This window comes from Streptomyces sp. NPDC127119 (assembly GCF_042677425.1).
Classification (GTDB): Bacteria; Actinomycetota; Actinomycetes; order Streptomycetales; family Streptomycetaceae; genus Streptomyces.
Map to the genome: position 1 here is coordinate 1 of NZ_JBHXTO010000132.1, position 25,911 is coordinate 25,911.

The window sequence follows — 25,911 nt, forward strand, 5'->3', positions numbered from 1 at the left end:
GCAGTTCCCCGCGCCCCTCAAAAGCGGGGCTGCGCCCCTGCTTTTGCCCCTTTAGGGGCGCGGGGAACTGCGCGACCAGCCGCACACGACCGTCAGCCGACAAGAGACACCGGCCACCCCGTGCCCTCAGGGGCGCGGGGAACTGCGCGGCCGACCCCCACCGAACCCGCAGCCGAAGACTGGGCCCGTGCCGGGGCGCGGAGCACTCAGCCCTGCCCGCCCGCACGTACGAGGCCCGTCTCGTACGCCAGGACCACGACCTGGACCCGGTCCCGCAGGCCCAGCTTCGTGAGGATGCGCCCCACGTGGGTCTTGACCGTCGCCTCGGAGAGGACGAGCCGGGCAGCGATCTCACCGTTGGACAGTCCCTGGGCGACCAGGATCATGACCTCGCGCTCCCGCCCGGTGAGCCGCTCCAGCTCCTTGTGCTGGGGATCCTTGCCGGCACTGGGCAGCAGCGGCGCGAAGCGGTCCAGCAGCCGCCTGGTCGTCGAGGGCGCGACCACCGCGTCACCGCTGTGCACGGAGCGGATCGCGGCGAGGAGCTCACCGGGCGGCACGTCCTTGAGCATGAAGCCGGAGGCCCCCGCCTTGAGCCCCGAGAAGGCGTACTCGTCGAGGTCGAAGGTCGTCAGGATCAGCACCTTCGGCGGGTTCGGGTCCGAGCAGATGCGCCGGGTCGTCTCCACCCCGTCCAGCTTCGGCATGCGGACGTCCATCAGGACCACGTCGACATCCCTGCCGCGCAGCGCCTGCAAGGCCTCCACACCGTCGCCCGCCTCCGCCACGACCTCCATGTCCGGCTGGGCGTCGAGCACCATCCGGAACCCGGTGCGCAGCAGCGCCTGGTCGTCGACGAGCATCACGCGGATCGGCATGGGGAGGTCCTCCGGTCGGTTCGAATGCGCGTACGCGTCTTCGCATGCGTGCACGTGTCAGTGAGCGGGCTTGAGCGGAAGCAGGGCGCTGATGCGGAAACCCCCGCCGGGACGCGGCCCGGCGTCCAGGGTGCCGCCGACCATGCCGATGCGCTCGCGCATACCGATCAGTCCGTGGCCCTGGCCGTCCACCCCGCCCTCCTCGTACAGCTCGTGCGGGGCGCCCTTGCCGTCGTCCTCGACGAGCAGGCCGAGGCCGTCGTCGAAGTAGACCAGGCGCACACTCGCTCCCGCGTTCGGCCCCCCGTGCTTACGGGTGTTGGTGAGTGCCTCCTGCACGATGCGGTACGCGGTCAGCTCGACGCCGCTGGGCAGCGGACGCGGCGTGCCCTCGATCTTGAAGTCGACGGGGAGGCCGGAGCCCCGGCACTGCTCGATCAGGTCGTCGAGCTGTTCCACGTCGGGCTGCGGCACGTACTCGCCGGACTCCTGGTGCTCGCCGGTGCGCAGCACCCCGAGGAGGCGGCGCATCTCGGCGAGGGCCTGCCGTCCCGTCCCGGAGATGATCTCCAGGGCCTTCTTGGCCTGGTCGGGGGCGGAGTCCAGTACGTACGCCGCGCCGTCGGCCTGGACCACCATCACGGAGACGTTGTGCGCGACGACGTCGTGCAGCTCGCGGGCGATCCGGGCCCGCTCGGCGGCGACCGCGACCTTGGCCTGCGCCTCGCGCTCCTTCTCCAGGCGCGCGGCCCGCTCCTCCAGCTGTGCGAAGTAGGCGCGGCGGGTCCGCAGGGAGTCGCCGAGGACCCAGGCGAGGGCGAAGGGAACCGTCTGGAAGATCACTATCGCCACCTGCCCGGCGGCGCTCTGGTGCTCCTCCGGCCAGCGCAGCTGCGCCAGCGGGGCCGCGAGCAGGCCGGCCGTCAGCGCGAGCCGGGACGCCCAGCGGGTGCCGTTCGAGGCGACCGTGTAGGTGATCACCAGCAGCGCGAAGTCGGCCGGCGCCAACGGCATGTCGAGGACCAGCTGCGCCCCGCCCATGGAGACGGCGAGGATCAGCATCGACTCGGGCAGCCGCCTGCGCAGCGCGATCACCAGGCAGAGCAGCAGGGTGATCGGAAGGGTGACGGCCAGATGGTCGGTCCCGGAGTCGGAATTCTCCTGCCCGGCCGTTCCGCTCGCGACCGAGATCCCGAGCAGGACGACGGCCCAGAAGCCGTCGACCCATGTCGGGTGCCTTCGGAGAAAATCATAGAGGCGCTGCACGTAACCCAGCGTAGGGAAGCGTGCTGTGTGCAGGGGTCAACCGGAGGGTCGATCCGTAACCGGTGCTTGTACTCCCCAAGGTGGAGGCCGCCTTGAACTTGCCGCTTAGCCTGGCGAGGTGACGGCCGGGGAAACAGGGGTGGGCGCAGTGGAGCGTGAGGCGGCGGGCGGGAGGCGCGGGTGGCGCCCGGCGACCGAGGAAGCGCTGTACGGGCCCCGCGGTTTCTATCGCAGGCCGGAGGGTCCCGCGGGCCATTTCCGCACCTCGGTGCACGCGTCACCGCTGTTCGCGGAGGCCGTGGCCCGGCTGCTGCGCCTCGTCGACGAGGCGCTGGCCCGTCCCGCCGAACTCGCCTTCGTCGACCTGGGCGCGGGCCGCGGTGAACTGGTGGGTGCCGTCCTGAAGGCGCTCCCCGCCGAAGTGGCCTCCCGCGCGCGTGGGTACGCGGTGGAGCGCGCCGCCCGTCCCGCCGGGCTCGACCACCGGATCGAGTGGCTCCCGGAGCCCCCGCCGGGCGTCACGGGCCTCCTGTTCGCCAACGAGTGGCTCGACAACGTGCCGGTGGACGTGGTCGAGGTGGACGCGCACGGGGTGCCTCGCCTCGTCCTCGTGGACGCGGCCGGGACGGAGTCCCTCGGGGAGCCGGTGGGGGGCGCGGACGCGCGCTGGCTGGAGAAGTGGTGGCCGCTCACGGGCACCCCCGACGACCCGCTCCCCGCGGAAGGACTGCGGGCCGAGATCGGTCTCCCCAGGGACACCGCCTGGGCGTCCGCCGTGGCCGCTCTGGGCCGCGGCCTGGCCGTCGCCGTCGACTACGGGCACGGCGTGGGCGCACGGCCGCCCTTCGGGACGCTGACGGGCTTCAGGGAGGGCCGGGAGACGGCACCCGTGCCGGACGGCTCCTGCGACATCACCGCCCATGTGGCGCTGGACGCCTGCGCCCTGCCCGGCGGCCGGCTGGTGAGCCAGCGGGACGCGCTGCGGACGCTGGGTGTGAGCGGCGGGCGGCCGTCCCTGGCCCTGGCCTCCACGGACCCGGCGGCCTACGTACGAGCCCTCGCGGGCGCGGGCGAGGCGGCCGAACTGACCGCCCGGGGCGGCCTGGGCGACTTCGGCTGGCTGACCCAGCCGGTCGGCATCCCGAACCCGCTCCCGGCCTCGCTCCCGGCCTCGCCGCAAGGCCCCCTCCCGGAGACGAAACAGCCCTCTGCGTAGAGCCCCGCCCGTCGACGGGCGGGGCTTGTGGCCGACGAGCCCCGCCGCTCCCGGACGAGCCCTACTTGTCGATGTCCCCCACCACGAAGAACAGCGACCCCAGGATCGCCACCATGTCCGCGACCAGCGTCCCCGGCAGCAGTTCGGTGAGCGCCTGGATGTTGTTGTACGACGCCGAACGCAGCTTCAGCCGGTACGGGGTCTTCTCGCCCTTGCTGACGAGGTAGTAGCCGTTGATGCCGAGGGGGTTCTCGGTCCAGGCGTACGTGTGGCCCTCGGGGGCCTTCAGGACCTTGGGGAGCCGCTGGTTGATCGGTCCGGGCGGCAGTTCCGCGAGCCGGTCCAGACAGGCGTCCGCGAGGTCGAGCGCGTTGTGGGTCTGCTCCAGAAGGCACTCGAATCGGGCCAGGCAGTCGCCCTCCTGGCGCGTGACGACCTTCAGGGTGTCCTGGAGTTCCCCGTACGCGAGGTACGGCTCGTCCCGGCGCAGGTCGAAGTCGACACCGGAGGCGCGTGCGATCGGCCCGCTCACTCCGTAGGCGTGCACCGCCTCGGGCGAGAGCACTCCGACACCGCGCGTACGCCCCCGGAAGATCTCGTTGCCGAGCACCAGGCCGTCGAAGCGGTCCATCCGGGAGCGCACCCCGGAAACGGCCTCCCGCGCGCGCGTGGCCCAGCCGGCCGGCAGGTCCTCCTTGAGGCCGCCCACCCGGTTGAACATGTAGTGCATGCGCCCGCCGGAGACCTCCTCCATGACGTGCTGCAGCTCCTCGCGCTCGGTGAACGCGTAGAAGATCGGGGTGATCCCGCCCAGTTCCAGGGGGTACGACCCGAGGAACATCAGGTGGTTCAGGACCCGGTTCAGCTCGGCGAGGAGCGTGCGGGTCCACACCGCGCGCGGGGGCACCTCCATGCCGAGCATCCGCTCCACACCGAGGACGACGCCCAGCTCGTTCGAGAACGCGGAGAGCCAGTCGTGGCGGTTGGCCAGCATGATGATCTGCCGGTAGTCGCGCGCCTCGAAGAGCTTCTCAGCGCCGCGGTGCATATAGCCGATCACCGGCTCCGCGTGCTGGATCCGCTCCCCGTCCAGGACGAGCTTCAGCCGGAGTACGCCGTGGGTGGACGGATGCTGGGGCCCGATGTTGAGCACCATGTCGGTGCTCTCCGCGGCGCCGCCGATGCCGACCATGGTCTCCGTCGTAGGAGTCATGCGGACAGTCTGTCGTACGTACGCTTGCTGCATGGAGACGGGGACCTCGGAAAACGCGGGGCAGACAGCGGGACGGCCGACCGGGCGGGCAGCGGGGCGGCCGGCGGACGAGCCGGTGTGGATCGCGCTGCCGCCGGGACTGCTGAGGATGCGACGGCTGTTGCTGGTGGTGTGGCTGGGCCTGCTGACCCTCGCGACGGGCCTGCTGCTCGGTCTGTTCGCAGGTCCCGCCTGGGCGGCCTTCGCTCTGCTGCCTGCGGCCGCGCTGCTGTGGGGCTGGCCGATGCTGGGGCGCAACTGGCGTTCCTGGCGCTATGCCGAGCGCGCGGACGACCTGCTGATCAGCCGCGGTGTCCTCTGGCACGAGGAGACCGTCGTGCCGTACGGGCGCATGCAGCTGGTCGAGGTGACCTCGGGTCCCGTGGAGCGGCACTTCGGGCTGGCGAGCGTGCAGCTGCACACGGCCGCCGCGGCGACGGACGCCCGTATCCCCGGGCTCGTACCGGCGGAGGCGGAACGGTTGCGCGACCGGCTCACCGAGCTGGGCGAGGCCCGATCGGCGGGGCTGTGACGACGTCACCGGACGCCCCCAGGGACGTACAGGACATACGGACCGGGGCCGCGACCGGAACCGGGAACGGGCCCGGAACCGGGAACGGGAACGGGGCCGAGGCCGTGTCCGGGACCGTGCCGGCGGGGGAATCCGTGCCGCGCGAGCGGCGGCTGCATCCCGTGACCCCGCTGCGGCGCGCGTGGGCGCCGGTCGCCGTCATCGCCGGATGGGCCGTGCACGACCCCGACGGGGCGCAGCGGCAGCTGATGCGGCTCACGACGACCGTCCTGCTGGCCGCCCTCGCCGCCGCCGTCCTGGGGGCCGCCCTCTACGGCTTCCTGAGCTGGTGGTTCACACACTTCTCGGTGACCGACACCGAGCTGCGCATCCGTACGGGCCTGGTGTTCCGGCGTACCGCGCACATCCGGCTCGAACGGATCCAGGCCGTCGACGTCACCCAGCCGCTGCTCGCCCGCGTGGCCGGTGTCGCCAAGCTCAAACTCGACGTCGTGGGGACCGACAAGAAGGACGAGCTGGCCTACCTGGGCCAGGAGGAGGCCCGGATACTACGGGCCGAACTGCTCGCCCGGGCCGCCGGTTTCGCCCCCGAGAGCGTGCACGAGGTGGGCGAGGCACCGGTACGACAGCTGCTGCACGTACCGGCCAAGGTGCTCGCCGTCTCGCTCGTGCTGACCGGGGCGACCTGGGGGACGCTGGCCGCCGCACTCGTCGTACCGCCGCTGCTGTGGTTCGCCACCCACAGCGTGTGGACGGTGCTCGCGACGGCGCTGCCGCTGCTCGGCGCGGCGGGCGCGAGCAGCGTGGGCCGCTTCGTCGCCGAGTACGACTGGACCGTGGGCGAGTCGCCGGACGGGCTCCGCATCGACCACGGGCTGCTCGACCGTACGCACGAGACCGTGCCGCCCGGGCGCGTCCAGACCATCCACATCGTCGAGCCGCTCCTGTGGCGGCGGCGCGGCTGGGTCCGGATCGAGCTGGACGTCGCGGGCTCGTCCAACTCCGTCCTCGTACCGGTCGCCCCGCGCGAGGTCGCGGAGTCGGTCATCGCGCGCGTGCTGCCCGGCGTGACCGTGCCGGGCACCCTCGAACGGCCCCCGCGCCGGGCGGGCCGGTGCCTGCCGTTCTGGTGGCGGGGTTACGGGATCGCCGTCACCGACACCGTCTTCGTGGCCCGGCACGGGCTGCTCCGCCGCAGCATCTCGCTCGTACCGCACGCGAAGGTGCAGAGCGTGCGCCTCGAACAAGGGCCGTGGCAGCGCCGTCAGGGGCTCGCCGACGTCCGGGTGGACACCGGGGCCAACAAGACCGTGACGGCCCGGCTGCGGGACGCCACGGAGGCCGCGGGGCTGCTGTACGCGCAGGCGGACCGTGCGCTGACCGGCCGGCGCGAGGCCAGGCCGGACCGCTGGATGGCCTGACGGCGGGCCTGACGGCCGGACATGCGTGAGGGCAGTGGCTGTTCGCCCCTGCCCTCACGCATGTCGCCGTTCCTGGGTCCCGAGGCTCCCGAGGCCGGGACCTCTCCTAGGAGACCGCGCTCCGCAGTTCCGTCAGGTCGATCCGTTCCGTCTCGTCGTGCGCGGTCAGGTCGATGACCTGGCCGACACCGCGCGACTCCTCACTGACGGGCTTGAAGCCGGACTCGCCCTCGGCCTTGTGGAGCGCGAGCGCCTCCTGCCCGATCACGTCGGCGAGGTCCTCGTTCTGCACGGCCTGCAGCGTCTCCGCGCCCTTCTGCGTACCGAAGAAGTCGAAGCCGCCCTCGACGGAGGGGCGCCGCACGGGCGTGGCCGGTGCGACCGCCACGGCCGTGGGCACGGTGAAGTGTCCGGCGGGGCGCGGGGGCCGCGCGGCGGGCGTCAGCGCGGCGGCGCTCGTCGGCGACGGACCGGCCTCGGCCGCGGGCGGCTGCTGTACGCGGGCCACCTCCGACGGGGTGGGACGGGCGAGGGCGCCGCCCGGCGAGGACTCCGGGGCCGGCGCGTGCGTGGTGTCCGGCGCGGGCCGGGACGCGGTGCGGGTCGCGGTGGACTGCAGGGACGTCACGCCGACGGCGCCGGACCTCGCGCGGGGCCGGGCGGTCCCGGCGGGCTGTGCGGTCCCGGCGGGCTGTGCGTGGGCCCGTACGTTCTCGGTCGCGGTGGCCTGTGCGGGCCTCGGGGCGGTCGCGGCGGCCGTGCGCTCATGCCCGCCGACCGCCTCGGGCTTCCCCAGCGCCTCGCCCTCCTGCCGGGTGTCGCCCTTCGGCGCCCCCGTCATGGCGCCGCCCGCGGTGGAAGCGGCGGCGGCCTTCGGGGGACCGCCCGGCCTGGGCGCGCCCTTGCCGGGGCCGCCCGGCGACGGCGAACCCTTCCGGGCAACGCCCTTCGCGGGAGTCCGCTTGGCCGGGCCGCCCTTGGGGGGCGTGGTCGGCGCGGGACCGTCGGTGTCGGGGTCCTCCGGGGCCGGGTCGTCGGCGGTCGCGGTGTTCGCGACCGCGCCGGCCTGCGCGGAACCGGCTTCGGCATCGGCTTCGGCGCCGACGTCGGTCCCGGTTTCAGCCTTGGCTTCCGCGTCGGCGGCTATGGATGCGTCCGCCGGCGAGTCGGCCCGCACCGGGCCGGACTCCTTCGAGGCGGCCTCGACGGCGGTGTCGTCCGCGGACTCGGCCGTGGAGGACTGGTTCGTGGAGGGCTTGGCCGTGGACCCGTCGTCGTCCGAGGTGTCCGAGGTGTCCGAGGTGTCCGAAGTCTTCGGGGCGGTCTTCGAGGCGTCCGCGTCGTCCGACCGAGCCGCCTCGTCGACCGCGGCGCCCTTGCGGGCGCCCAGGAGCCGGTCCAGCGCCGAGTTGGCCTTCACGTAGAGGACCGAGGCCGCGGAGGAAGCCGCCAGGGCCGCCTGGACCGTCGCCGTCGTCGCCTCGGGCAGCGCGGTCTCGGGAGCCGTGTCGGCGGATCCCTCGGGAGCCGTCTCCTCGGCCGTCGAGTCCGTGACGGGTTCCTCCGGGGCCGGCGCGGCCTCTATCTCCAGGAGCCGGCGGCCCTCCAGTGCGGTGGCCCGCTCGGTCTCCGCCGTGGCGTACCGCCGCAGCAGCGCGGCGTGTTCGTTGCGCAGTCCGGCCAGCTCGGCCCGCTTGGCGCGCAGCCGCTGTTCCAGCTTCGTACGGAGTTCGCGCGACTCGTCGAGGTCGCTCTCCAGTTCGGCGACCCGCTCCTCGTGACGCCACTCGTCGCTCGCGCGCCCGCGTGCGAGGTCCGCGACGCGCCTGCCCGCCGAGGCGTCCCAGCGGCGCATGACGATCGCGCCCACGACGGCCGTCAGCGCGGCGCCCGCGGCCAGCCCTCGGAGCACCATCGGTTCGGAGAACAGCCATGGCCCCACGGCGCAGACGACGGATACGCCTGCGATCGCCGAGGGGGGCAACAGCCGGTGCAGAGGTGGGGAATGGCGGTGACGTCCTCGTGGCATGGCCAGAAACTTACCGCGCGTAGGCGAATGATGGTGCCCCGCAGGCCAAAACGCAGCCACACCGAAACCTTCTCACCGCCCCTTCACCGGACAATCCCCGCACCGGCCCCTCCCGGAAACCGACTTGGGCCCGCCACCAGCAGCCGCACGGGTCCCGCGCCGTCCGCCCGCGGTCCGCCTATTCGGCGCGGACTCCCCCAGGGCCGCCGCACCACTTCTCGATCAAGCTCCTCGCATTCGCCACCGGGCCGAGATCACCGGCCTTGCCACCGGACTTCCCGAGATCGGCAGAAATCCCCGGGCCGGTGAATTCAGCGGACTTCGCCGCGTATTCGCGTACGACCGCCGCCGGAAGCCCTCGACCGGCGTCCGTTCGGCGGTCGCTCGACGATCACGGCCGCGCAGCTATCCCTCAGCCGTCGCTCAGCGATCCCTCAGCGGTCGCTGAGCCGGCCGCTGAGCCACTGGAGGGTCGCCGGGATCTCGCGCCGCCAGGTGTTGAAGTTGTGGCCGCCGCTGTCGAGGATGATCGACGAGATCCGGGTCGGCTTCCTCGCCTCGACCAGGTCGATGAACCGCAGCGTCTCCCGGTAGTTGCTCTCGCCCTGTCTGCTGCTGCTGACGAGCAGCGAGGTGTCGGGCGCGGGCCGGTGCTTGAGGTACCAGACCAGATCGGCGCTGTCGCGCAGTTCCTGGTCCCCGTGGAAGAGATCGCCCGTGGTGGGGTCGGACGGCGGCCGGTAGTACGGGGACAGGCCCGCTCCCGCGGCGTACGTCCCCGGGTGGTGGATCGCCAGTTTCAGCGCGCAGTAGCCGCCCGTCGAGTCCCCGACGATGCCCCAGCTGCCGGGTTTTCCGCCCACCCTGTAGTGATGTGACACGGCGTCGGGGAGGTCCTGGGCGAAGAACGTCTCGGCCTGCGGCCCGCCGGGCACGTCCACGCACTCGGTGTCGCGCGGCGGCGCCACGGTCGGCCGCATCATGACCAGGATCATCGGCTGCATGCGGCCGTCCTTGGCCAGCGCGTGGGCGGTCTGCGGATAGTGCAGGCCCTTGACGAGCGCCTCCGCGGTGCCGGGATAGCCGGTGAGCACGACGGCGGCCGGGAACGTACGGGTGCGGTACCGCGGCTGGAAGTACTCCGGCGGCAGATAGACGTACGCGGGACTGGCGATGTGCGTGCGCCTGCCCACCAGTTCGACCTTCTGGAGCTGGCCGCCGATCTGCGGCCGCGCCCCGCCGGACACGTTGACCTGGCGGGTGCCGACCACCTGGAGCGGCCCGGCCGTGTCCCCGGGGTCGTGGTCGACCACGATGCCCTGTCCGGACTCCCGGCCGAGGAGGTCGGCCCAGCTCGCGTAGAAGCCGAAGGCCTGGTTGGCGCCGAGGCCGACCGACGCGAAGACCGCGACCTGAGTGGCCGTCAGCACGGCGATACGGCCCGACACGGCACGCCAGTCGCGGCGCGCGAGCAGCGGCCAGCACCACACCGTGCCGACGAACAGCAGCACGGCGACGAGGACCACCAGTGCCAGCACCTTGTTGCTCGTGAGTCCCATGAGCTGTTCCTGCCTGCGCTTTCCGACCGGTGGCCGCACCGCTGTCTTCACGGCGCCTTGCCCCGGTCTTTCCTTTCCCTTTGGAGCGGTTTTCCGGAAGGGAGTGAACCTGGCTCCTCAAGACACCGTCCTAGAGGGCGCAATGTCGCCGGATGCCGGATTGGCACCGGATTCAAGGTCTCTCGCAGAACCACGGGATGCGATGTCTGTCAGGATAGATGGGGAAAAGTCGGGCGAGGTTCCGGAACGAACGGACCGGCCGCGGGGCGCACTCGGCCGTCCGGGCGGCGCACCGCGCGGTGCGCGCCGTGTTCTTCACGGTCCGCGCCCCGAGGCCGTCCCCGCCTGGGTCGCCCGAGCCTGCACGCTCGTGGGCGTCCTGGACATCGCCGCGGGTGTCTTCCCGCGCTTCCGCCACAGTCGGATGCACACGCTCGCGGAGGTGCTGCCGGGCGCGCTCGGCCCGTTCGCCGCCGCGCTGTCGCTCAGTACGGGTGTGCTGCTGCTCCTCCTGGCCCACGGACTGCGGCGGCGCAAACGGCGGGCGTGGCGGGCCGCGGTGGTCCTGCTCCCGGCCGGCGCCCTCGCCCAGTTCACATACCGTCACTCGCTCGTCGGCGTGGTCATCTCGCTGGCGCTGCTGGTCCCGCTGCTGCGGCACCGGGACGAGTTCACGGCGCTGCCCGACCCACGCAGCCGCTGGCGGGCGCTCGCCAACTTCGTCCTGATGGGCGCCGGTTCGCTCGTCCTCGGCCTGGTCGTCGTCAGCGCCCACCCGCACCGCATGATCGGCGACCCGAGCCTCGCGGACCGTATCGAGCACGTGCTGTACGGCCTGTTCGGCCTGGAGGGACCCCTCGACTACACGGGCACCACGTCCTGGACGGTCGCCTTCTCGCTCGGCGCGCTCGGCCTGCTGACCGCCGTGACCACGATCTACCTGGCCTTCCGCCCCGAACACCCGGCCGCGCGCCTCACCGAGGACGACGAGGTGCGGCTGCGCGCCCTCCTGGACAAGCACGGCGGACGCGACTCGCTCGGCCACTTCGCGCTCCGGCGCGACAAGGCCGTCGTCTTCTCCCCCAGCGGCAAGGCGGCCGTGACCTACCGCGTCGTCTCCGGGGTGATGCTCGCCAGCGGCGACCCGATCGGTGACGTCGAGGCCTGGCCCGGCGCGATCGAGCGCTTCATGGACGAGGCCACGGCCCACTCCTGGACGCCGGCCGTCATGGGCTGCTCCGAGACCGGCGGCGAGGTCTGGACCCGCGAGACCGGCCTCGACGCCCTCGAACTGGGCGACGAGGCGGTGGTGGAGGTCGCGGATTTCTCCCTGGCCGGGCGCGCGATGCGGAACGTGCGCCAGATGGTGAAGCGCATCGAGCGGGCTGGCTACGAGACCCGGGTACGGCGCATCCGTGACCTGGGCGAGGGCGAGCTGGACCGCATCCGCAGGGCCGCGGAGGACTGGCGCGGCACGGACACCGAGCGCGGCTTCTCCATGGCGCTCGGCCGCATCGGCGACCCGGCGGACGGCGACTGTCTCATCGCGACGGCCCACAAGGCGGACGGCGGGCACGGCCCGTACGGCGACCTGAAGGCCGTACTCCACTTCGTCCCCTGGGGCGCGGACGGGGTCTCCCTGGACCTCATGCGCCGCGACCGCTCGGCGGACCCCGGCATGAACGAACTGCTCATCGTGGCGGCCCTCCAGGCCGCGCCCCGCCTGGGCATCACCCGGGTCTCGCTGAACTTCGCGATGTTCCGGGCGGCCCTGGCCCGCGGCGAGAAGATCGGCGCGGGCCCGGTCCTGCGGGTCTGGCGCGGTCTGCTGGTGTTCCTGTCCCGCTGGTTCCAGATCGAGTCGCTCTACAAGTTCAACGCCAAGTTCCGCCCCTGCTGGGAGCCCCGCTTCGTCGTCTACCGCACCTCCCGCGACCTCCCCCGCATCGGCCTCGCCGCCCTGCAGGCCGAGGGCTTCGTGAGCCTCGCCCTCCCGCGCGTCCTGCGCCGCCGCCCGAAGGCACCCCGCCCGTGCGCCCACGCGCTGACGGAACACGACGTACGGGCGGCCTGAGCGCCCCGGCCCCCCGTCGAGCCCCGGCCGCCCCGCGACGCCCACCCCCGTGCCGCGCGGCGGCCGGTCCTGGCAGGTCCACGGCAGTGAGGGGTGACCCGCCCCCGTGGGCCTAGGCTGGACGGTATGAGCAAGATGAGTGGGCGAGGGCAAGTGTCAGGGCTCCCGGCGTGGGACCGCTGTGCGGTCATGGGCGTCGTGAACGTGACCCCCGATTCCTTCTCGGACGGCGGACGCTTCTTCGACACGACCGCCGCCGTCAAGCACGGCCTCGACCTGGTCACGGAGGGCGCGGACCTGGTCGACGTGGGCGGCGAGTCCACCCGCCCCGGCGCCGCCCGCGTCGACGAGGCGGAAGAGCTCAAACGTGTCATACCGGTCGTCCGCGGCCTCACCTCCGAGGGCGTCACGGTCTCCGTGGACACCATGCGCGCCTCCGTGGCCGAACGCTCGCTCGCGGCGGGCGCCGCCCTCGTCAACGACGTCAGCGGCGGCCTCGCCGACCCGGCGATGATCCCCGCCGTCGCCGCCGCGGGCGCCCCCTTCGTGGTCATGCACTGGCGCGGCTTCCTCCAGGGCAGCACCGTCCGGGGGTCGTACGAGGACGTCGTCTCCGAAGTCGTCGACGAGCTCCACGCACGCGTGGAGGCCGTTCTGGCGGGCGGCATCGCCCCGGACCGCATCGTCGTCGACCCGGGCCTCGGCTTCTCCAAGGAGGCCGAGCACGACCTCGTCCTCCTCGCCCACCTCGACCGTCTCCGGGAGATCGGCCACCCCTTGCTGGTGGCGGCGTCCCGCAAGCGGTTCCTCGGCCGCGTACTGGCGGGCCCGGAGGGTGCCCCGCCGCCCGCCCGGGAGCGGGACGCGGCCACCGCCGCGGTCTCCGCGCTGGCCGCCCAGCAGGGCGCGTGGGCCGTCCGCGTCCACGAGGTACGGGCCACCGCCGACGCCGTCCGCGTCGCGCGGGCCGTGGAGGGCGCCCGCACCGCGGAGGGGGAGCGGACCGCCCGGGGAGCCGCGACCGTCGAGGGAGCCCGGTGAGCGCCCCGCACACGGACGTCGAACAGGTCGAACTCGCCAACACGGCCTTCTACGAGACGCTGGAACAGGGCGACTTCGAGGAACTGTCCTCGCTCTGGCTGACACCCTCCGACCTGGGCCAGGACGAGGAGTACCACGACCCCGCGCAGGCCGGTGAGATCTCCTGCGTCCACCCCGGCTGGCCGGTCCTCAACGGCCGCGGCGAGGTCCTGCGCTCGTACGCGCTGATCATGGCGAACACCGAGTACATCCAGTTCTTCCTGACCGACGTGCACGTCTCGGTCACCGGTGACACCGCGCTGGTGACCTGCACGGAGAACATCCTCAGCGGCGGCCCCCCGCCCGAGGACAGCGACGAACTCGGGCCGCTCGTGGGCCAGCTCGTCGTCGCGACGAACGTGTTCCGCCGCACCTCGGACGGCTGGAAGCTCTGGTCGCACCACGCCTCCCCCGTCCTCGCCGAGACCGACGACGACGAGCCGGACGACCCGACGTCCTGAGAACGGCTGCGGCCCGCCGCAGCGCCGAGGCGGGCCGGGCGGACGATCACCGTCGTAGTACGTTGGTGATCGTGGCGCCGGCCCCGGGCGCCGGTCCGCGGCCCGGCCGGCCGGCCGTGTCAGTACCCGCGGGTAGATTCCTTCGAGGCCGGTGTACCGCCCCCGCACAGGGGGAATGTGACCGGTCCCCGCCGACGATTGCAGGAGTGATTCGCGTGGATCGTGTCGCGCTGCGCGGCCTCAGGGCCCGTGGTCACCACGGCGTCTTCCCCAAGGAACGCGAAGAGGGCCAGACCTTCATCGTGGACCTCGTCCTGGGCCTGGACACCCGGCCCGCCGCGGCCGACGACGACCTCACGAAGACCGTGCACTACGGCATCGTGGCGGAAGAGGTCGTGGCCGTCGTCCAGGGCGACGCGGTGAACCTCATCGAGACCCTCGCCGAGCAGATCGCCACCACCTGTCTGAAGCACGACGGGGTCCAGGAGGTCGAGGTGTGCGTCCACAAGCCGGACGCCCCGATCACGGTCCCCTTCGACGACGTGACCGTCACCATCATCCGGAGCCGTGCATGACAGCGTTCACCGAGGGCCAGAGCGACCCGACCGTCCAGCCGGTGCCCGCCTCCGTGGTCGAACAGGTGGACGCCGCCGACTCGACCCTGCACAACCCCAGGCGGGCCGTGATCTCCCTGGGCTCGAACCTCGGCAACCGCCTGGAGACCCTCCAGGGCGCCATCGACGCCCTGGAGGACACCCCCGGCGTCCGCGTCAAGGCCGTCTCCCCGGTGTACGAGACCGAGCCGTGGGGCGTGGAGACGGACAGCCAGCCGTCGTACTTCAACGCGGTGATCGTCCTGAAGACGGCTCTTCCCCCGTCCTCGCTCCTGGAGCGGGCCCACGCGGTGGAGGAGGCCTTCCACCGGGTACGGGACGAGCACTGGGGTCCCCGCACGATCGACGTGGACATCGTGGCGTACGCGGACGTCGTCTCCGACGATCCGACCCTGACCCTCCCCCACCCGCGCGCCCACGAGCGGGCCTTCGTCCTGGCCCCCTGGCACGACGTGGAGCCCGAGGCCCAGCTGCCCGGCCGCGGCCCCGTGGCACAGCTGCTCGCCGCGGTCACCCGGGACGGTGTCGCGCCCCGGGCCGACCTGGAACTCCAGCTGCCCGAGTAGTCGTTAAGGTCAAGACGCTTCAGGACACGCCATCGTGAGAGGGACTGAGTGAAAGAGCTGCGCATCAGGACGCTGGCCGCGGTGTTCCTCGTCGCCGGGGTGCTGTCCTGGGCAGGTGCCCGCCTGTGGAACTCGGTGGGCACGCTGCCCCGGGTCCCCCTGGCGGCCCCCATCGTCCTGGCTCTGATCGCCGTGGTCCTGCTGGCCACGGCGCTCTCCCTGCGGTCCCGGCTGAAGGCCCAGCGCGAGCGGGTGGCCGGCGCCAAGGGCGTCGACCCCCTGATGGCCGCCCGCGCGGTCGTCTTCGGCCAGGCCAGCGCGCTGGTCGCGGCCCTCGTCGCCGGGATGTACGGCGGCACGGGCGCGTTCCTGCTGGAGTCGCTGGACATCCCCGCCCGCCGCGACCAGGCCATCTACGCCGGCTTCTCGGTCCTGGCGGGCCTGGCCGTCATAGCGGCCGCCTTCTTCCTGGAACGAGTCTGCAAACTCCCGGAAGACGACGACACGAACGGCAACACGGCCCCGGCCTGACCTTGAAGACGGGGCGCAGCCCCTCTTGAGGGGCGCGGGGAACTGCGCGACCGGCCACGACGGACCCGCACGTGCCACCCAGCCGCAGCCGCCCCCACCCGCAGGAGCGAGCCCCTCAGCGGGCCATGATGAGACTCATCGCCTCGTTACGCGTAGCCGCATCCCGCAACTGCCCCCGAACCGCGGACGTTATCGTCTTGGCCCCCGGCTTACGAATCCCCCGCATCGACATGCACATGTGCTCGCACTCCACCACCACGATCACCCCCCGCGGCTCAAGGATCTCCATCAGCGAGTCGGCGATCTGCGTGGTGAGCCGTTCCTGCACCTGCGGCCGCCGCGCGTACACGTCCACGAGCCGGGCGAGCTTCGACAGGCCCGTGATCTTCCCGGACGTGCTCGGGATGTAGCCCACGTGCGCCACACCCCGGAACGGCACCAGATGGTGCTCACAGGTCGAGAACACCTCGATGTCCTTCACGAGGACCATCTCGTCGTGGCCCAGGTCGAACGTCGTCGTCAGGACGTCCTCGGCCCGCTGCCGCAGCCCCGCGAAGATCTCCTGGTACGCCCGGGCGACCCGCCCCGGCGTCTCCCGCAGCCCTTCGCGGTCCGGATCCTCGCCGACCGCGATCAGCAGTTCTCGTACGGCGTTCTCGGCGCGCTTCTCGTCGAAGTCGCCGATCACACCCTCGCCGTCCAGCCTCACGGGGTCGGTCATCTCGTGCCTCGTTCCTGTGCCTCTCACACGCGCGAACCACGCGTATCGCCATCGGGCATACGAAGATGCCGCGCCCCCCAGGCTAGAACCTGGGGGGCGCGGCATGCATTCCGGGCCTGGTGAGGGCGCCGGGAGCCAGGGTGCTGTCAGCTCTCGGTGCGGTCCTCGGGGGCCGTCTCGGTCACCGGGTGGGCCTCGGCGGACGTGTTCGCCTTCGAGGTGGTGATCGCGGGGGCCGAGCCGTTCGTCCCGTTCGTCAGTGACAGCTCCCGGGGGGAGAGCACCGGCGGGCGGGTGGACGGGGTGCGGCGGGAGGAGCCGGTCCACGCGGGGCGGGCCGGACGCTTGATGAGCGGGGTGAAGACCTCGGCGATCTGCTCCTTGCTCAGCGTCTCCTTCTCCAGCAGCTGGAGCACCAGCGCGTCGAGCACGTCGCGGTTCTCGACCAGGATCTCCCAGGCCTCGTTGTGCGCGTTCTCGATGAGCTTCTTGACCTCTTCGTCGACGAGCGCGGCGACCTCTTCCGAGTAGTCGCGCGGGTGCGACATCTCCCGGCCCAGGAAGGGCTCGGTGTTGTCGCCGCCGAACTTGATGGCGCCGAGGCGCTCGGTCATGCCGTACTGCGTGACCATCGCGCGGGCCGTTGCCGTGGCCTTCTCGATGTCGTTCGCGGCACCCGTGGTCGGGTCGTGGAAGACGAGTTCCTCGGCCGCGCGCCCGCCCAGCATGTATGCCAGCTGGTCGAGCATCTCGTTGCGGGTCGTGGAGTACTTGTCCTCGTCCGGCAGGACCATCGTGTAGCCGAGAGCACGGCCCCTGGAGAGGATCGTGATCTTGTGCACCGGGTCGGAGTTCGGTGAGGCCGCCGCGACCAGGGCGTGTCCGCCCTCGTGGTACGCGGTGATCTTCTTCTCCTTGTCCGACATGATCCGGGTCCGCTTCTGCGGGCCCGCGACCACACGGTCGATCGCCTCGTCGAGCATGTGGTTGTCGATCAGCTTCTGGTTGCTGCGCGCGGTGAGCAGCGCAGCTTCGTTCAGCACGTTCGACAGGTCCGCACCCGTGAAGCCCGGCGTACGGCGCGCGACGGCCGACAGGTCGACGTCCGGCGCGACCGGCTTGCCCTTCTGGTGGACCTTGAGGATCTCCAGACGGCCCAGCATGTCCGGGCGGTCGACCGCGATCTGGCGGTCGAAGCGGCCGGGGCGCAGCAGCGCCGGGTCGAGGATGTCCGGGCGGTTCGTCGCGGCGATGAGGATCACGCCGCCCTTGACGTCGAAGCCGTCCATCTCGACGAGCAGCTGGTTCAGCGTCTGCTCGCGCTCGTCGTGGCCACCGCCGAGGCCGGCGCCGCGATGGCGGCCGACCGCGTCGATCTCGTCCACGAAGACGATCGCCGGGGCGTTCGCCTTGGCCTGCTCGAACAGGTCACGCACACGCGAGGCACCGACACCGACGAACATCTCGACGAAGTCGGAACCGGAGATCGAGTAGAAGGGGACGCCCGCCTCGCCCGCGACGGCACGCGCGAGCAGCGTCTTGCCCGTACCGGGAGGCCCGTACAGCAGGACGCCCTTGGGGATCTTGGCGCCAACGGCCTGGAACTTCGCCGGCTCCTGGAGGAACTCCTTGATCTCGTGGAGTTCCTCGACCGCCTCGTCCGAGCCCGCCACGTCGGCGAACGTCGTCTTCGGGGTGTCCTTGGTGATGAGCTTCGCCTTGGACTTCCCGAACTGCATGACGCGGGAGCCGCCGCCCTGCATCTGATTCATCAGGAACAGGAAGACGACGACGATGAGGACGAAGGGAAGCAGGGACAGCAGGATGCCGACGAAAGCGTTCTGCTTGGTCGGCGAGACCGTGTAGCCGTCCGGGATCTGCTTGTTCTGGAACTTGTCCTGGAGGGTCGTGGCCAGGTTCACACCCTGGTCGCCGATGTAGCTCGCCTGGATCTTCGAGCTGCCCTCGATCTTTTCGCCGTCCTTGAGCTCGGCCTTGATGACCTGCTCGTCGCCGGTTGTGATCTTGGCTTGTTTGACCTTGTTGTCACTGATCGCCTGGACGACCTGGCCGGTGTCCACCGTCTTGTAGCCGCCGGACGAGCCGACGACCTGCATCAACACGACCACGGCAAGGACGGCCAGCACGATCCACATGACCGGCCCACGGAAGTATCGCTTCACGTCCATCCATACGGAGCGGTGCCGCCCCGTCCCTCCTGCCATAGTGAGTTTGATAAGACTGTTATTCGGACGGTACCCCAGCATTGCCACCGGAAGCTGCTCGGTCCGGCTGACAAGCCCCGTCTACGTATGCTCCAACGGCGCGAAACCCTCTGGGGTTCCCGGCCGTACTGCAGGGGCTGGGCCCCGTCAGGGGGCGTCACCCGTCCAGGGTGCCTCAGCCGCCGTAGACATGAGGCGCGAGCGTACCGACGAACGGGAGGTTCCGGTACTTCTCCGCGTAGTCGAGGCCGTACCCGATGACGAATTCGTTCGGGATGTCGAAGCCGACCCACTCCACGTCGATCGCGACCTTCGCGGCCTCGGGCTTGCGCAGCAGCGTGCACACCTTGAGGGACGCGGGCTCGCGGGAACCGAGGTTGGAGATCAGCCAGGACAGCGTCAGACCGGAGTCGATGATGTCCTCGACGATCAGGACGTGCTTGCCCTTGATGTCGGTGTCGAGGTCCTTGAGGATCCGCACCACTCCGGAGGACTGGGTGCCCGCGCCGTACGAGGAGACGGCCATCCAGTCCATGGTGACGGGGGTGGACAGGGCCCGGGCCAGGTCCGCCATGACCATCACGGCGCCCTTGAGGACACCGACGATCAGCAGGTCCTTGCCCGCGTACTCCGCGTCGATCTTCGCGGCCAGCTCGACCAGCTTCGCGTCGATCTCTTCCTTGGTGATGAGCACCGACTGGAGGTCGGTGCTCAGGTCTTTCGCGTCCACCCGCATCACTTTCGGTCGTCCCACCGGCTGCTTCCCGGTCCCTCGGCGAAGAGGGACCGCTCCCCGAAGGGGTTGCCCTCCGGGGGAGTCGCCACCCGAAGGGCGACTCTTTTTCAGCCTTGCCGAATCACCAGTCTGCCACCCTGCCGCTGGGCGACGACCTTGCCCGGGAGGTTGATGGCTCCCTGGCCGCGCCAGCCGGTGATCAGCCGGTCGATCTCCTCGATGTGCCGGGCGAACAGCGAACCGGCGGGCGCCCCGGCCTCGATGGCGGCCCGGCGCAGGATGCGGCGGCGCACGGCGGGCGGCAGGGCGTAGAGCTTGGCGCACTCCAGGAGGCCCGTCGCGTCGCGTACGGAGGCCTCGGCCCGGCCGGCCCACGCGTCGAGCGCGTCGGCGTCGTCACGGGACAGCTGGGCCGTACGGGCGAGTGCTTCGACGACGCCCTTGCCGAGCGCCTTCTCCAGGGCGGGCAGCCCCTCGTGGCGCAGCCGGGAGCGGGTGTACGCCGGATCGGCGTTGTGCGGGTCGTCCCAGACGGGCAGCGACTGGACCATGCAGGCCTTGCGGGCGGTCTGCCGGTCCAGGTGCAGGAAGGGACGGCGGTAGCGGCGGTCGGCGCCCGGTCCGCCGGAGACGGCGGCCATGCCGGACAGGGAGCGCGTCCCGGAGCCGCGGGCGAGGCCCAGCAGGACGGTTTCGGCCTGGTCGTCGCGCGTGTGGCCGAGGAGGACGGCGGTGGCGCCGTGCCGCTCGGCGGTGGCGTCCAGAGCGGCGTACCGCGCGTCGCGGGCGGCGGCTTCGGGGCCGCCCTCACGGCCGACGGTGACCGATACGGACTCGGCGGGGGCCAGTCCGAGTTCGGTGAGCCGCAGGACGACCTCGTCGGCGCGCAGGTCGGACCCGGACTGCAGGCCGTGGTCGACGGTGACGCCGCCGGCGCGGACGCCGAGCTTGGGAGCCTCGAAGGCGAGGGCGGAGGCGAGCGCCATGGAGTCGGCGCCGCCGGAGCACGCGACCAGTACGAGCGGCGCGCGCGAGGGCGCGTCGGGGGTCTGGCCGGGGGCGCGTGCGGGGGCGTGATCGGTGAGGACGTCGTGGAGTACGCGGCGGACCGCCAGGCGTATCGCCGCGACCGCAGGATGGGGACCCATGTCCGGTTCCCTTCATGAAATTGTCGGGGGGTGAGCCCGGGTTCGGTCACTCAGAGTGTGTCGATGGTGACAGAACCGGGCCGTTCCCCGAGCATTGCACGCCTACCCATGCCTCACGGTCCCTCGGACGGGTGATTGGAGGGGCGTTCACCTGCCGTCGGCCGAATTCAATTCACGACTCTGCCTTACGGTGCACCCGCGCGACCCAGTCCGCGGGTTTGGCGATCTCCGACTTGGTGGGAAGTGTGTTCGGCGAGGTCCACACGCGGTTGAAGCCGTCCATGCCCACCTCGTCCACGACCGCGCGGACGAACCGCTCGCCGTCCCGGTACTGGCGCAGCTTCGCGTCCAGGCCCAGCAGCTTGCGCAGGGCGAGGTCCAGGCGGGAGGCGCCGCGGGCGCGCCGCTGCTGGAACTTCTCGCGGATCTCGGCGACGGACGGGACCACGGCGGGGCCGACGCCGTCCATCACGAAGTCGGCGTGGCCCTCCAGGAGTGACATCACCGCGGTGAGGCGACCGAGGATCTCGCGCTGGGCGGGGGTCTGCACGATCTCGACGATGGAACGGGCCTCGTCGCCCTCCTCGCCCTCGGGGCGGCTGCCGGAGAGGGACTGGGCGGCTTCGCGGACGCGTTCCAGGACGGTCATGGGGTCGACCTCGGTCTCCCCCAAGAAAGACTGGATTTCACCCTCAAGGTGGTCGCGCAGCCAGGGCACGGCCGTGAACTGCGTGCGGTGGGTCTCCTCGTGGAGGCAGACCCAGAGCCTGAAGTCGTGGGGCTGAACGTCGAGTTCGCGCTCCACGTGCACGATGTTCGGCGCCACCAGGAGGAGCCTGCCGCCGCCGTTCTCCCCGGCGGGCAGTTCCCGGGTGGCCGGGGCGAACGTCTCGTACTGGCCCAGGACCCTGGAGGACAGGAAGGACAGCAGCATGCCCAGCTCGACGCCGGTGACCTTGCCGCCGACGGCGCCGAGGACGGCCCCGCCCGGGCCGCTGCCGCGACGTTCCTGCATCTTGTCGAGCAGCGGTTTGAGGATCTCCCGGAACCCGGCGACGTTCGCCCGGACCCAGCCCGGACGGTCGACGACCAGAACCGGGGTGTCGTGGAGGTCGTCCCCGCCCATCCGCGTGAAGCCGCGGACGTGCTCCTCCGACGCCTTTGCATGCCGGCGCAGCTCGGCGACGACGGCCCTGGCCTCGTCGCGGCTCACCTCTGGGCCCGGCCGTACCAGCCGGGTCGCGGTCGCCACCGCGAGATTCCAGTCGACCATCTCGGCACCACGGATGCTCGTCATGCTGCCAACCGTACGTGAGCGCTGCCGCTGGGGGCAGGGGTGGGCCGTGGGGTGCGCCTTGTCGGACCATGCGGGTCCGTCGCAGCCTGGCACTCGGTTCCCCGCGCCCCTTGAGGGGCGGGGCTGTGGGGGCGGCCTGTCGCTTTTCAGGAGCGCGGGGAACTGCGCGGCCGGCCCCCACCGGCCCGCAGGCGAGCGGACGACGCGGCACCCCCGAGGCGCGGTGCGGAGCTAGTTGCAGCCGCACGTCGCCAGGGTCGAGGCCAGGGCGTCCAGGCCCTGCTGGGTGGTCGCCGCGTCCGTGGGCGGGTCGGACTCGGTGAGGAACGCGAAGGCCAGGAGGCGGCCATCGGTGTCCACGACCGTGCCCGCGAGGGTGTGCACGCCGGTCAGGGTGCCGGTCTTGGCCCGTACGAGGCCGGTGCCGGGCTGGCCCGCGTACCGCTTGCTGAGGGTGCCGGTGAAGCCCGCGACGGGCAGGCCCGTGAGGACCGGTCGCAGTTCCGGGCGGTCCGGGTCGGCGGCCTCGGCCAGCAGGGCCGTGAGCAGGTCCGCGGTGAGCTTGTCCGCGCGGTCCAGACCGCTGCCGTCCGCGAACTTCGCCCCCTTGAGCGGCAGCCCGAGCTTCTTCAGCTGCTCGTGGGTCGCCGCGCCGCCGCCCTTGAAGCTCGCCGGTTCGTCCGCGGCGAGGGCGGTCTGGCGGGCGAGCGCCTCGGCGATGTCGTTGTCGCTGCTGGTCAGCATGCGTTCGACGAGTGCGGACAGGGGCGGCGACTTGACCGTGGCGAGGGTCTTGGCACGGGCCGACGCCTTGGAGGTGCCGGGGACCGTGGTCTTGATGCCCCGTTCGTGCAGGAGGTCGGCGAACTTCTTGGCCGCGTCGGCCGCCGGGTCGTCGCTGCGGTCCGCGGGCCCGCTGGAGGAGTCGTCGAGGCGGCCCTCGTCGGCCATCAGGGCGGTGACCGGGGCGAGGTTGGTGTTGTCCGCGCCGATGGGGTGCACGGCGGAGCCCGCGTACAGCGAGGTGTCGTACGAGAGCGTCACCTCACCCGCCTTGCCGCCCTTGGCGGTCTTGGCCTTGCGGGACTTGAGGGCGCGGGCCGTGTCGTCGGCGAGGTCGCGCAGGCTCGCGTTGCCGTTCGCGTCCTTGCGGGCGGTCAGCGTGGGATCGCCGCCGCCGACGAGGACGACCTCCTCGGTGCCGGGTTCCAGGACCGCCCGGGTCGCGATGCGGTGGTCGGGGCCGGCCGCGGTGAGCGCCGCGACGGCCGTGGCGATCTTCGTGGTGGAGGCCGGGGTCAGCGCGGTGTCCGCGCCCTTGCCGTACAGCCGCTTGCCGGTGGCCATGTCGACGACGACGCCCGCGCGGCTCGAACCGAGCGAGGGGTTGTCGAGCAGCGGCCCCAGGACGCCTCCCAGGGCCTTCTCCGTGGGCGACGGTACGGAACCTGCGGAGCCGCCGACGCCGGCGAGCACGGACACGGCGCTCGGCGCGGGCGCCGGCTCCTTGCCGGACACACCGGGCACCGATCCGTGATCTGCGCCACCTGCGCGCTCCAGCGATGCGGCCCGGTCGCGCTCCGCCGTACGCTGGCCGGTGGAGTCCCAGGGCCCGGCCGCGGTGACCACGGTGGCCGCCACGACGAGTCCGAGGGCGGCGGCACCCGTCGTGAACTGCACGGTGGACGGCCGCCTGACCAGCGGTTTCACGACTCCCGTCGCCCGGGCGAGCGGTGGTTTCACAGCTTCCGCCGCCCGTACGAGCGGTGGCTTCACGGCTTCCGCCGCCCGTACGAGTTTCGGTCCCACGGATCGCGCGACCCGCACCACGTGCGGTCTCGCGGCCCGCCAAGCCCTCAGCTCTGGCACGACCACCAGCCCCTTTCGCGATCACACACCTGCGTGAGGGACACTTAACCACCAGAACTATGTGTTGATCATGGAGGAGCCACCGGTGGAGTTCGACGTCACGATCGAGATTCCGAAGGGTTCACGGAACAAGTACGAGGTGGACCACGAGACCGGTCGGATCCGTCTGGACCGTCGCCTCTTCACCTCGACCAGCTACCCGGCCGACTACGGCTTCGTCGAGAACACCCTCGGCGAGGACGGCGACCCGCTGGACGCGCTGGTCATCCTGGACGAGCCGACCTTCCCCGGTTGCCTCATCCAGTGCCGCACGATCGGCATGTTCCGTATGACGGACGAGGCCGGCGGCGACGACAAGCTACTGTGCGTCCCCGCGCACGACCCGCGCGTGGAGCACCTGCGGGACATCCACCACGTGTCGGAGTTCGACCGTCTGGAGATCCAGCACTTCTTCGAGGTCTACAAGGACCTGGAGCCGGGCAAGTCCGTCGAGGGTGCCAACTGGGTCGGCCGTACGGACGCCGAGGCCGAGATCGAGCGTTCGTACAAGCGCGCCAAGGACGCGGGCGGTCACTGATCCCCCTCTGTCCTGCGGGCCGCGCGACCCCGACCGGGTTGCGCGGCCCGTTGGTGTATCAGTGCGCATACTGGGGCGTACTGGACGTGCGAACCAGGAGTAGTGCGTGACGGAATCGGACGCCGAGGACCGCAAGCCGCAGTCGGACGAGGCACGCAGCGCCTTCGTCGCGCCGAGCGGTGTGGTGACACAGGCCCCGCCGGTCGAGGAGGAGTCCTCGACGACGTCCGAGTTCGCGCTGCCCAAGGGCTACGGCGTTCCGCAGACACCCGCCGCCGATCCCCCCGAGGGGTCGGCGTTCAGCATGCCGAGGACGTACAGCTCCCGGGACGCGCCGCCCGCCTTCACTCCCCCGGCGGGCATACCGCGGGTCGACCTCATCAAGGACGCCCCCTGGCAGGACCGGATGCGCACGATGCTGCGCATGCCGGTCGCCGACCGGCCCGTGCCCGAGACCGTGCAGAAGACGGAGGACGAGGGCCCGGCCGTGCCGCGCGTCCTCGACCTGACCCTGCGTGTCGGTGAGCTGCTGCTCGCGGGCGGGGAGGGCGCCGAGGACGTGGACGCGGCGATGTTCGCCGTCTGCCGCTCCTACGGCCTCGACCGCTGCGAGCCGAACGTCACCTTCACCCTGCTGTCGATCTCGTACCAGCCGTCGCTGGTCGACGACCCGGTGACCGCGTCGCGGACCGTGCGGCGCCGGGGCACCGACTACACGCGGCTCGCGGCCGTGTACCAGCTCGTCGACGACATCAGCGACGACGAGACCGAGGTCTCCCTCGAGGAGGCCTACCGGCGGCTCGCCGAGATCCGCCGCAACCGGCACCCGTACAGCGGATGGGTGCTGACCCTCGCCACCGGGCTGCTGGCGGGCGCGGCCTCCGTGCTCGTCGGTGGTGACGTCATCGTGTTCGTCGCGGCGGTCGTCGGCGCGATGCTGGGCGACCGGCTGGCGTGGCTGTGCGCCGGGCGGGGGCTGCCGGAGTTCTACCAGTTCACGGTGGCCGCGATGCCGGCCGCCGCGCTGGGAGCGGCGCTCACGATCGCGCACGTCGACGTACGGGCGTCCGCGGTGATCACCGGTGGGCTGTTCGCGCTGCTGCCCGGACGGGCACTCGTCGCGGGCGTGCAGGACGGGCTGACCGGCTACTACATCACCGCGTCGGCCCGGCTCCTGGAAGTCATGTACTTCTACGTCGGCATCGTCATCGGCGTCCTGGTGATCCTGTACTTCGGCGTGACGCTGGGCGCCCAGCTCAACCCGGACGCGGCCCTGCTGTCCACCAACCGGCCGCTGTGGCAGATCGGCGCGTCGATGCTCCTGACGCTCGCCTTCGCCGTGCTCCTCCAGCAGGAACGGTCCACCGTGCTGATCGTGACCCTCAACGGCGGGGTCGCGTGGAGCGTGTACGGCGCGATGCACTACGCGGGCGAGATCTCACCGGTCGCCTCGACGGCCGTGGCGGCCGGTCTGGTGGGGCTCTTCGGGCAGCTCATGTCGCGCTACCGGTTCGCCTCCGCGCTGCCGTACACGACCGCCGCGATCGGGCCGCTGCTGCCCGGTTCCGCGACGTACTTCGGGCTGCTCGCCATCGCCCAGAACGACGTCGACCAAGGTCTCGTGCAGCTCTCCAAGGCGGCCGCGCTCGCGATGGCCATCGCCATCGGGATGAACCTGGGGTCCGAGATCTCGCGGTTGTTCCTGCGGCTGCCGGGGGCCACGGCGGGGGCGCGGCGGGCGGCGAAGCGGACCCGAGGGTTCTAGGTGGGATGCCCTGTGCTGCCGTTCGGCTGACGGCCGCAATGTCGGCTGTCGGCCGTCTGTGGCTGAGCGCGCAGTTCCCCGCGCCCCTGAGGGG

At 71.8% G+C, this 25,911-nt stretch carries 22 protein-coding genes; 11 read left to right on the top strand and 11 right to left on the bottom strand.

Going from position 1 to position 25,911, the window contains the following annotated elements:
• Positions 1 to 206: 206 nt before the first annotated feature.
• Together ACFVH5_RS35560 and ACFVH5_RS35565 are read right to left on the bottom strand one after the other, a co-directional pair.
• Complete coding sequence (locus ACFVH5_RS35560) at positions 207 to 878, bottom strand: response regulator transcription factor (RefSeq protein WP_189773250.1); 672 nt, start codon at positions 876 to 878, stop codon at positions 207 to 209.
• 57 nt (positions 879 to 935) lie between these two features.
• A complete protein-coding gene (locus ACFVH5_RS35565; RefSeq protein WP_366785711.1) occupies positions 936 to 2,144 on the bottom strand; it encodes a sensor histidine kinase in 1,209 nt (402 codons plus the stop codon).
• A gap of 148 nt (positions 2,145 to 2,292) precedes the next feature.
• On the opposite strand from ACFVH5_RS35565, the gene ACFVH5_RS35570 reads away from it, so the two are divergent.
• Entirely contained in the window at positions 2,293 to 3,360 is a 1,068-nt protein-coding gene (locus tag ACFVH5_RS35570) for an SAM-dependent methyltransferase (protein WP_385837826.1), read from the top strand.
• Positions 3,361 to 3,421: 61 nt separating this feature from the next.
• Here the strand turns inward: ACFVH5_RS35570 and ACFVH5_RS35575 are convergent, their stop codons facing one another.
• Complete coding sequence (locus tag ACFVH5_RS35575) at positions 3,422 to 4,573, bottom strand: NADH-quinone oxidoreductase subunit D (RefSeq protein ID WP_210881812.1); 1,152 nt, start codon at positions 4,571 to 4,573, stop codon at positions 3,422 to 3,424.
• Between the two features lie 31 nt (positions 4,574 to 4,604).
• Here ACFVH5_RS35575 and ACFVH5_RS35580 point away from each other — a divergent pair, with 31 nt between their 5' ends.
• Positions 4,605 to 5,144, top strand: coding sequence for a PH domain-containing protein (locus ACFVH5_RS35580; protein ID WP_385837811.1), 540 nt, complete (start codon positions 4,605 to 4,607; stop codon positions 5,142 to 5,144).
• Positions 5,145 to 5,248: 104 nt separating this feature from the next.
• Positions 5,249 to 6,565, top strand: coding sequence for a PH domain-containing protein (locus tag ACFVH5_RS35585; protein ID WP_385837812.1), 1,317 nt, complete (start codon positions 5,249 to 5,251; stop codon positions 6,563 to 6,565).
• A gap of 106 nt (positions 6,566 to 6,671) precedes the next feature.
• On the opposite strand, the gene ACFVH5_RS35590 is transcribed toward ACFVH5_RS35585, so the two are convergent.
• Together ACFVH5_RS35590 and ACFVH5_RS35595 are read right to left on the bottom strand one after the other, a co-directional pair.
• Positions 6,672 to 8,594 carry a hypothetical protein gene (locus ACFVH5_RS35590; RefSeq protein WP_385837814.1) on the bottom strand — a complete coding sequence of 641 codons (1,923 nt, stop codon included), beginning with the start codon at positions 8,592 to 8,594 and terminating at the stop codon, positions 6,672 to 6,674.
• Positions 8,595 to 9,028: 434 nt separating this feature from the next.
• Positions 9,029 to 10,153, bottom strand: a complete 1,125-nt coding sequence (locus tag ACFVH5_RS35595; RefSeq protein ID WP_385837815.1) for an alpha/beta hydrolase — start codon at positions 10,151 to 10,153, stop codon at positions 9,029 to 9,031.
• Positions 10,154 to 10,355: 202 nt separating this feature from the next.
• On the opposite strand from ACFVH5_RS35595, the gene ACFVH5_RS35600 reads away from it, so the two are divergent.
• From ACFVH5_RS35600 to ACFVH5_RS35625, 6 genes are all read left to right on the top strand, one after another.
• Entirely contained in the window at positions 10,356 to 12,227 is a 1,872-nt protein-coding gene (locus tag ACFVH5_RS35600; protein WP_385837816.1) for a phosphatidylglycerol lysyltransferase domain-containing protein, read from the top strand.
• Positions 12,228 to 12,353: 126 nt separating this feature from the next.
• Positions 12,354 to 13,268, top strand: a complete 915-nt coding sequence (gene folP, locus ACFVH5_RS35605) for a dihydropteroate synthase (RefSeq protein ID WP_385837817.1) — start codon at positions 12,354 to 12,356, stop codon at positions 13,266 to 13,268.
• Positions 13,265 to 13,768 carry a nuclear transport factor 2 family protein gene (locus ACFVH5_RS35610; protein ID WP_385837818.1) on the top strand — a complete coding sequence of 168 codons (504 nt, stop codon included), beginning with the start codon at positions 13,265 to 13,267 and terminating at the stop codon, positions 13,766 to 13,768. The genes folP and ACFVH5_RS35610 overlap by 4 nt, the downstream gene beginning before the upstream one ends.
• Positions 13,769 to 13,983: 215 nt before the next feature.
• Positions 13,984 to 14,343, top strand: a complete 360-nt coding sequence (gene folB, locus ACFVH5_RS35615) for a dihydroneopterin aldolase (protein WP_384801642.1) — start codon at positions 13,984 to 13,986, stop codon at positions 14,341 to 14,343.
• Complete coding sequence (gene folK, locus ACFVH5_RS35620) at positions 14,340 to 14,948, top strand: 2-amino-4-hydroxy-6-hydroxymethyldihydropteridine diphosphokinase (RefSeq protein ID WP_385837820.1); 609 nt, start codon at positions 14,340 to 14,342, stop codon at positions 14,946 to 14,948. The genes folB and folK overlap by 4 nt, the downstream gene beginning before the upstream one ends.
• Before the next feature lie 48 nt (positions 14,949 to 14,996).
• Positions 14,997 to 15,479: a DUF3180 domain-containing protein gene (locus tag ACFVH5_RS35625; protein WP_366785715.1), complete on the top strand. Its 483-nt coding sequence runs from the start codon at positions 14,997 to 14,999 to the stop codon at positions 15,477 to 15,479.
• A gap of 115 nt (positions 15,480 to 15,594) precedes the next feature.
• On the opposite strand, the gene folE is transcribed toward ACFVH5_RS35625, so the two are convergent.
• The 6 genes from folE to dacB all read right to left on the bottom strand — a co-directional run bounded on the left by folE (position 15,595) and on the right by dacB (position 23,481).
• The gene (gene folE, locus ACFVH5_RS35630; RefSeq protein ID WP_107022328.1) at positions 15,595 to 16,200 is read right to left on the bottom strand and encodes a GTP cyclohydrolase I FolE; all 606 of its coding nucleotides are present in this window, start codon (positions 16,198 to 16,200) and stop codon (positions 15,595 to 15,597) included.
• Positions 16,201 to 16,346: 146 nt separating this feature from the next.
• Positions 16,347 to 18,389, bottom strand: coding sequence for an ATP-dependent zinc metalloprotease FtsH (ftsH, locus tag ACFVH5_RS35635; protein WP_384801789.1), 2,043 nt, complete (start codon positions 18,387 to 18,389; stop codon positions 16,347 to 16,349).
• Positions 18,390 to 18,600: 211 nt separating this feature from the next.
• Positions 18,601 to 19,161 carry a hypoxanthine phosphoribosyltransferase gene (gene hpt, locus ACFVH5_RS35640; protein WP_385837827.1) on the bottom strand — a complete coding sequence of 187 codons (561 nt, stop codon included), beginning with the start codon at positions 19,159 to 19,161 and terminating at the stop codon, positions 18,601 to 18,603.
• Between the two features lie 107 nt (positions 19,162 to 19,268).
• The gene (gene tilS / locus ACFVH5_RS35645) at positions 19,269 to 20,309 is read right to left on the bottom strand and encodes a tRNA lysidine(34) synthetase TilS (protein ID WP_385837821.1); all 1,041 of its coding nucleotides are present in this window, start codon (positions 20,307 to 20,309) and stop codon (positions 19,269 to 19,271) included.
• A gap of 172 nt (positions 20,310 to 20,481) precedes the next feature.
• Positions 20,482 to 21,606, bottom strand: coding sequence for a zinc-dependent metalloprotease (locus tag ACFVH5_RS35650; RefSeq protein WP_385837823.1), 1,125 nt, complete (start codon positions 21,604 to 21,606; stop codon positions 20,482 to 20,484).
• Between the two features lie 231 nt (positions 21,607 to 21,837).
• Positions 21,838 to 23,481: a D-alanyl-D-alanine carboxypeptidase/D-alanyl-D-alanine-endopeptidase gene (gene dacB, locus ACFVH5_RS35655; protein ID WP_385837824.1), complete on the bottom strand. Its 1,644-nt coding sequence runs from the start codon at positions 23,479 to 23,481 to the stop codon at positions 21,838 to 21,840.
• Between the two features lie 79 nt (positions 23,482 to 23,560).
• Between dacB and ACFVH5_RS35660 the strand changes: the two genes are divergently transcribed.
• Positions 23,561 to 24,052, top strand: a complete 492-nt coding sequence (locus ACFVH5_RS35660) for an inorganic diphosphatase (protein ID WP_107018199.1) — start codon at positions 23,561 to 23,563, stop codon at positions 24,050 to 24,052.
• Between the two features lie 106 nt (positions 24,053 to 24,158).
• On the top strand, positions 24,159 to 25,817 hold the full coding sequence (locus tag ACFVH5_RS35665; RefSeq protein ID WP_384801627.1) for a threonine/serine exporter ThrE family protein: 1,659 nt from the start codon (positions 24,159 to 24,161) through the stop codon (positions 25,815 to 25,817).
• Positions 25,818 to 25,911 lie beyond the last annotated feature (94 nt).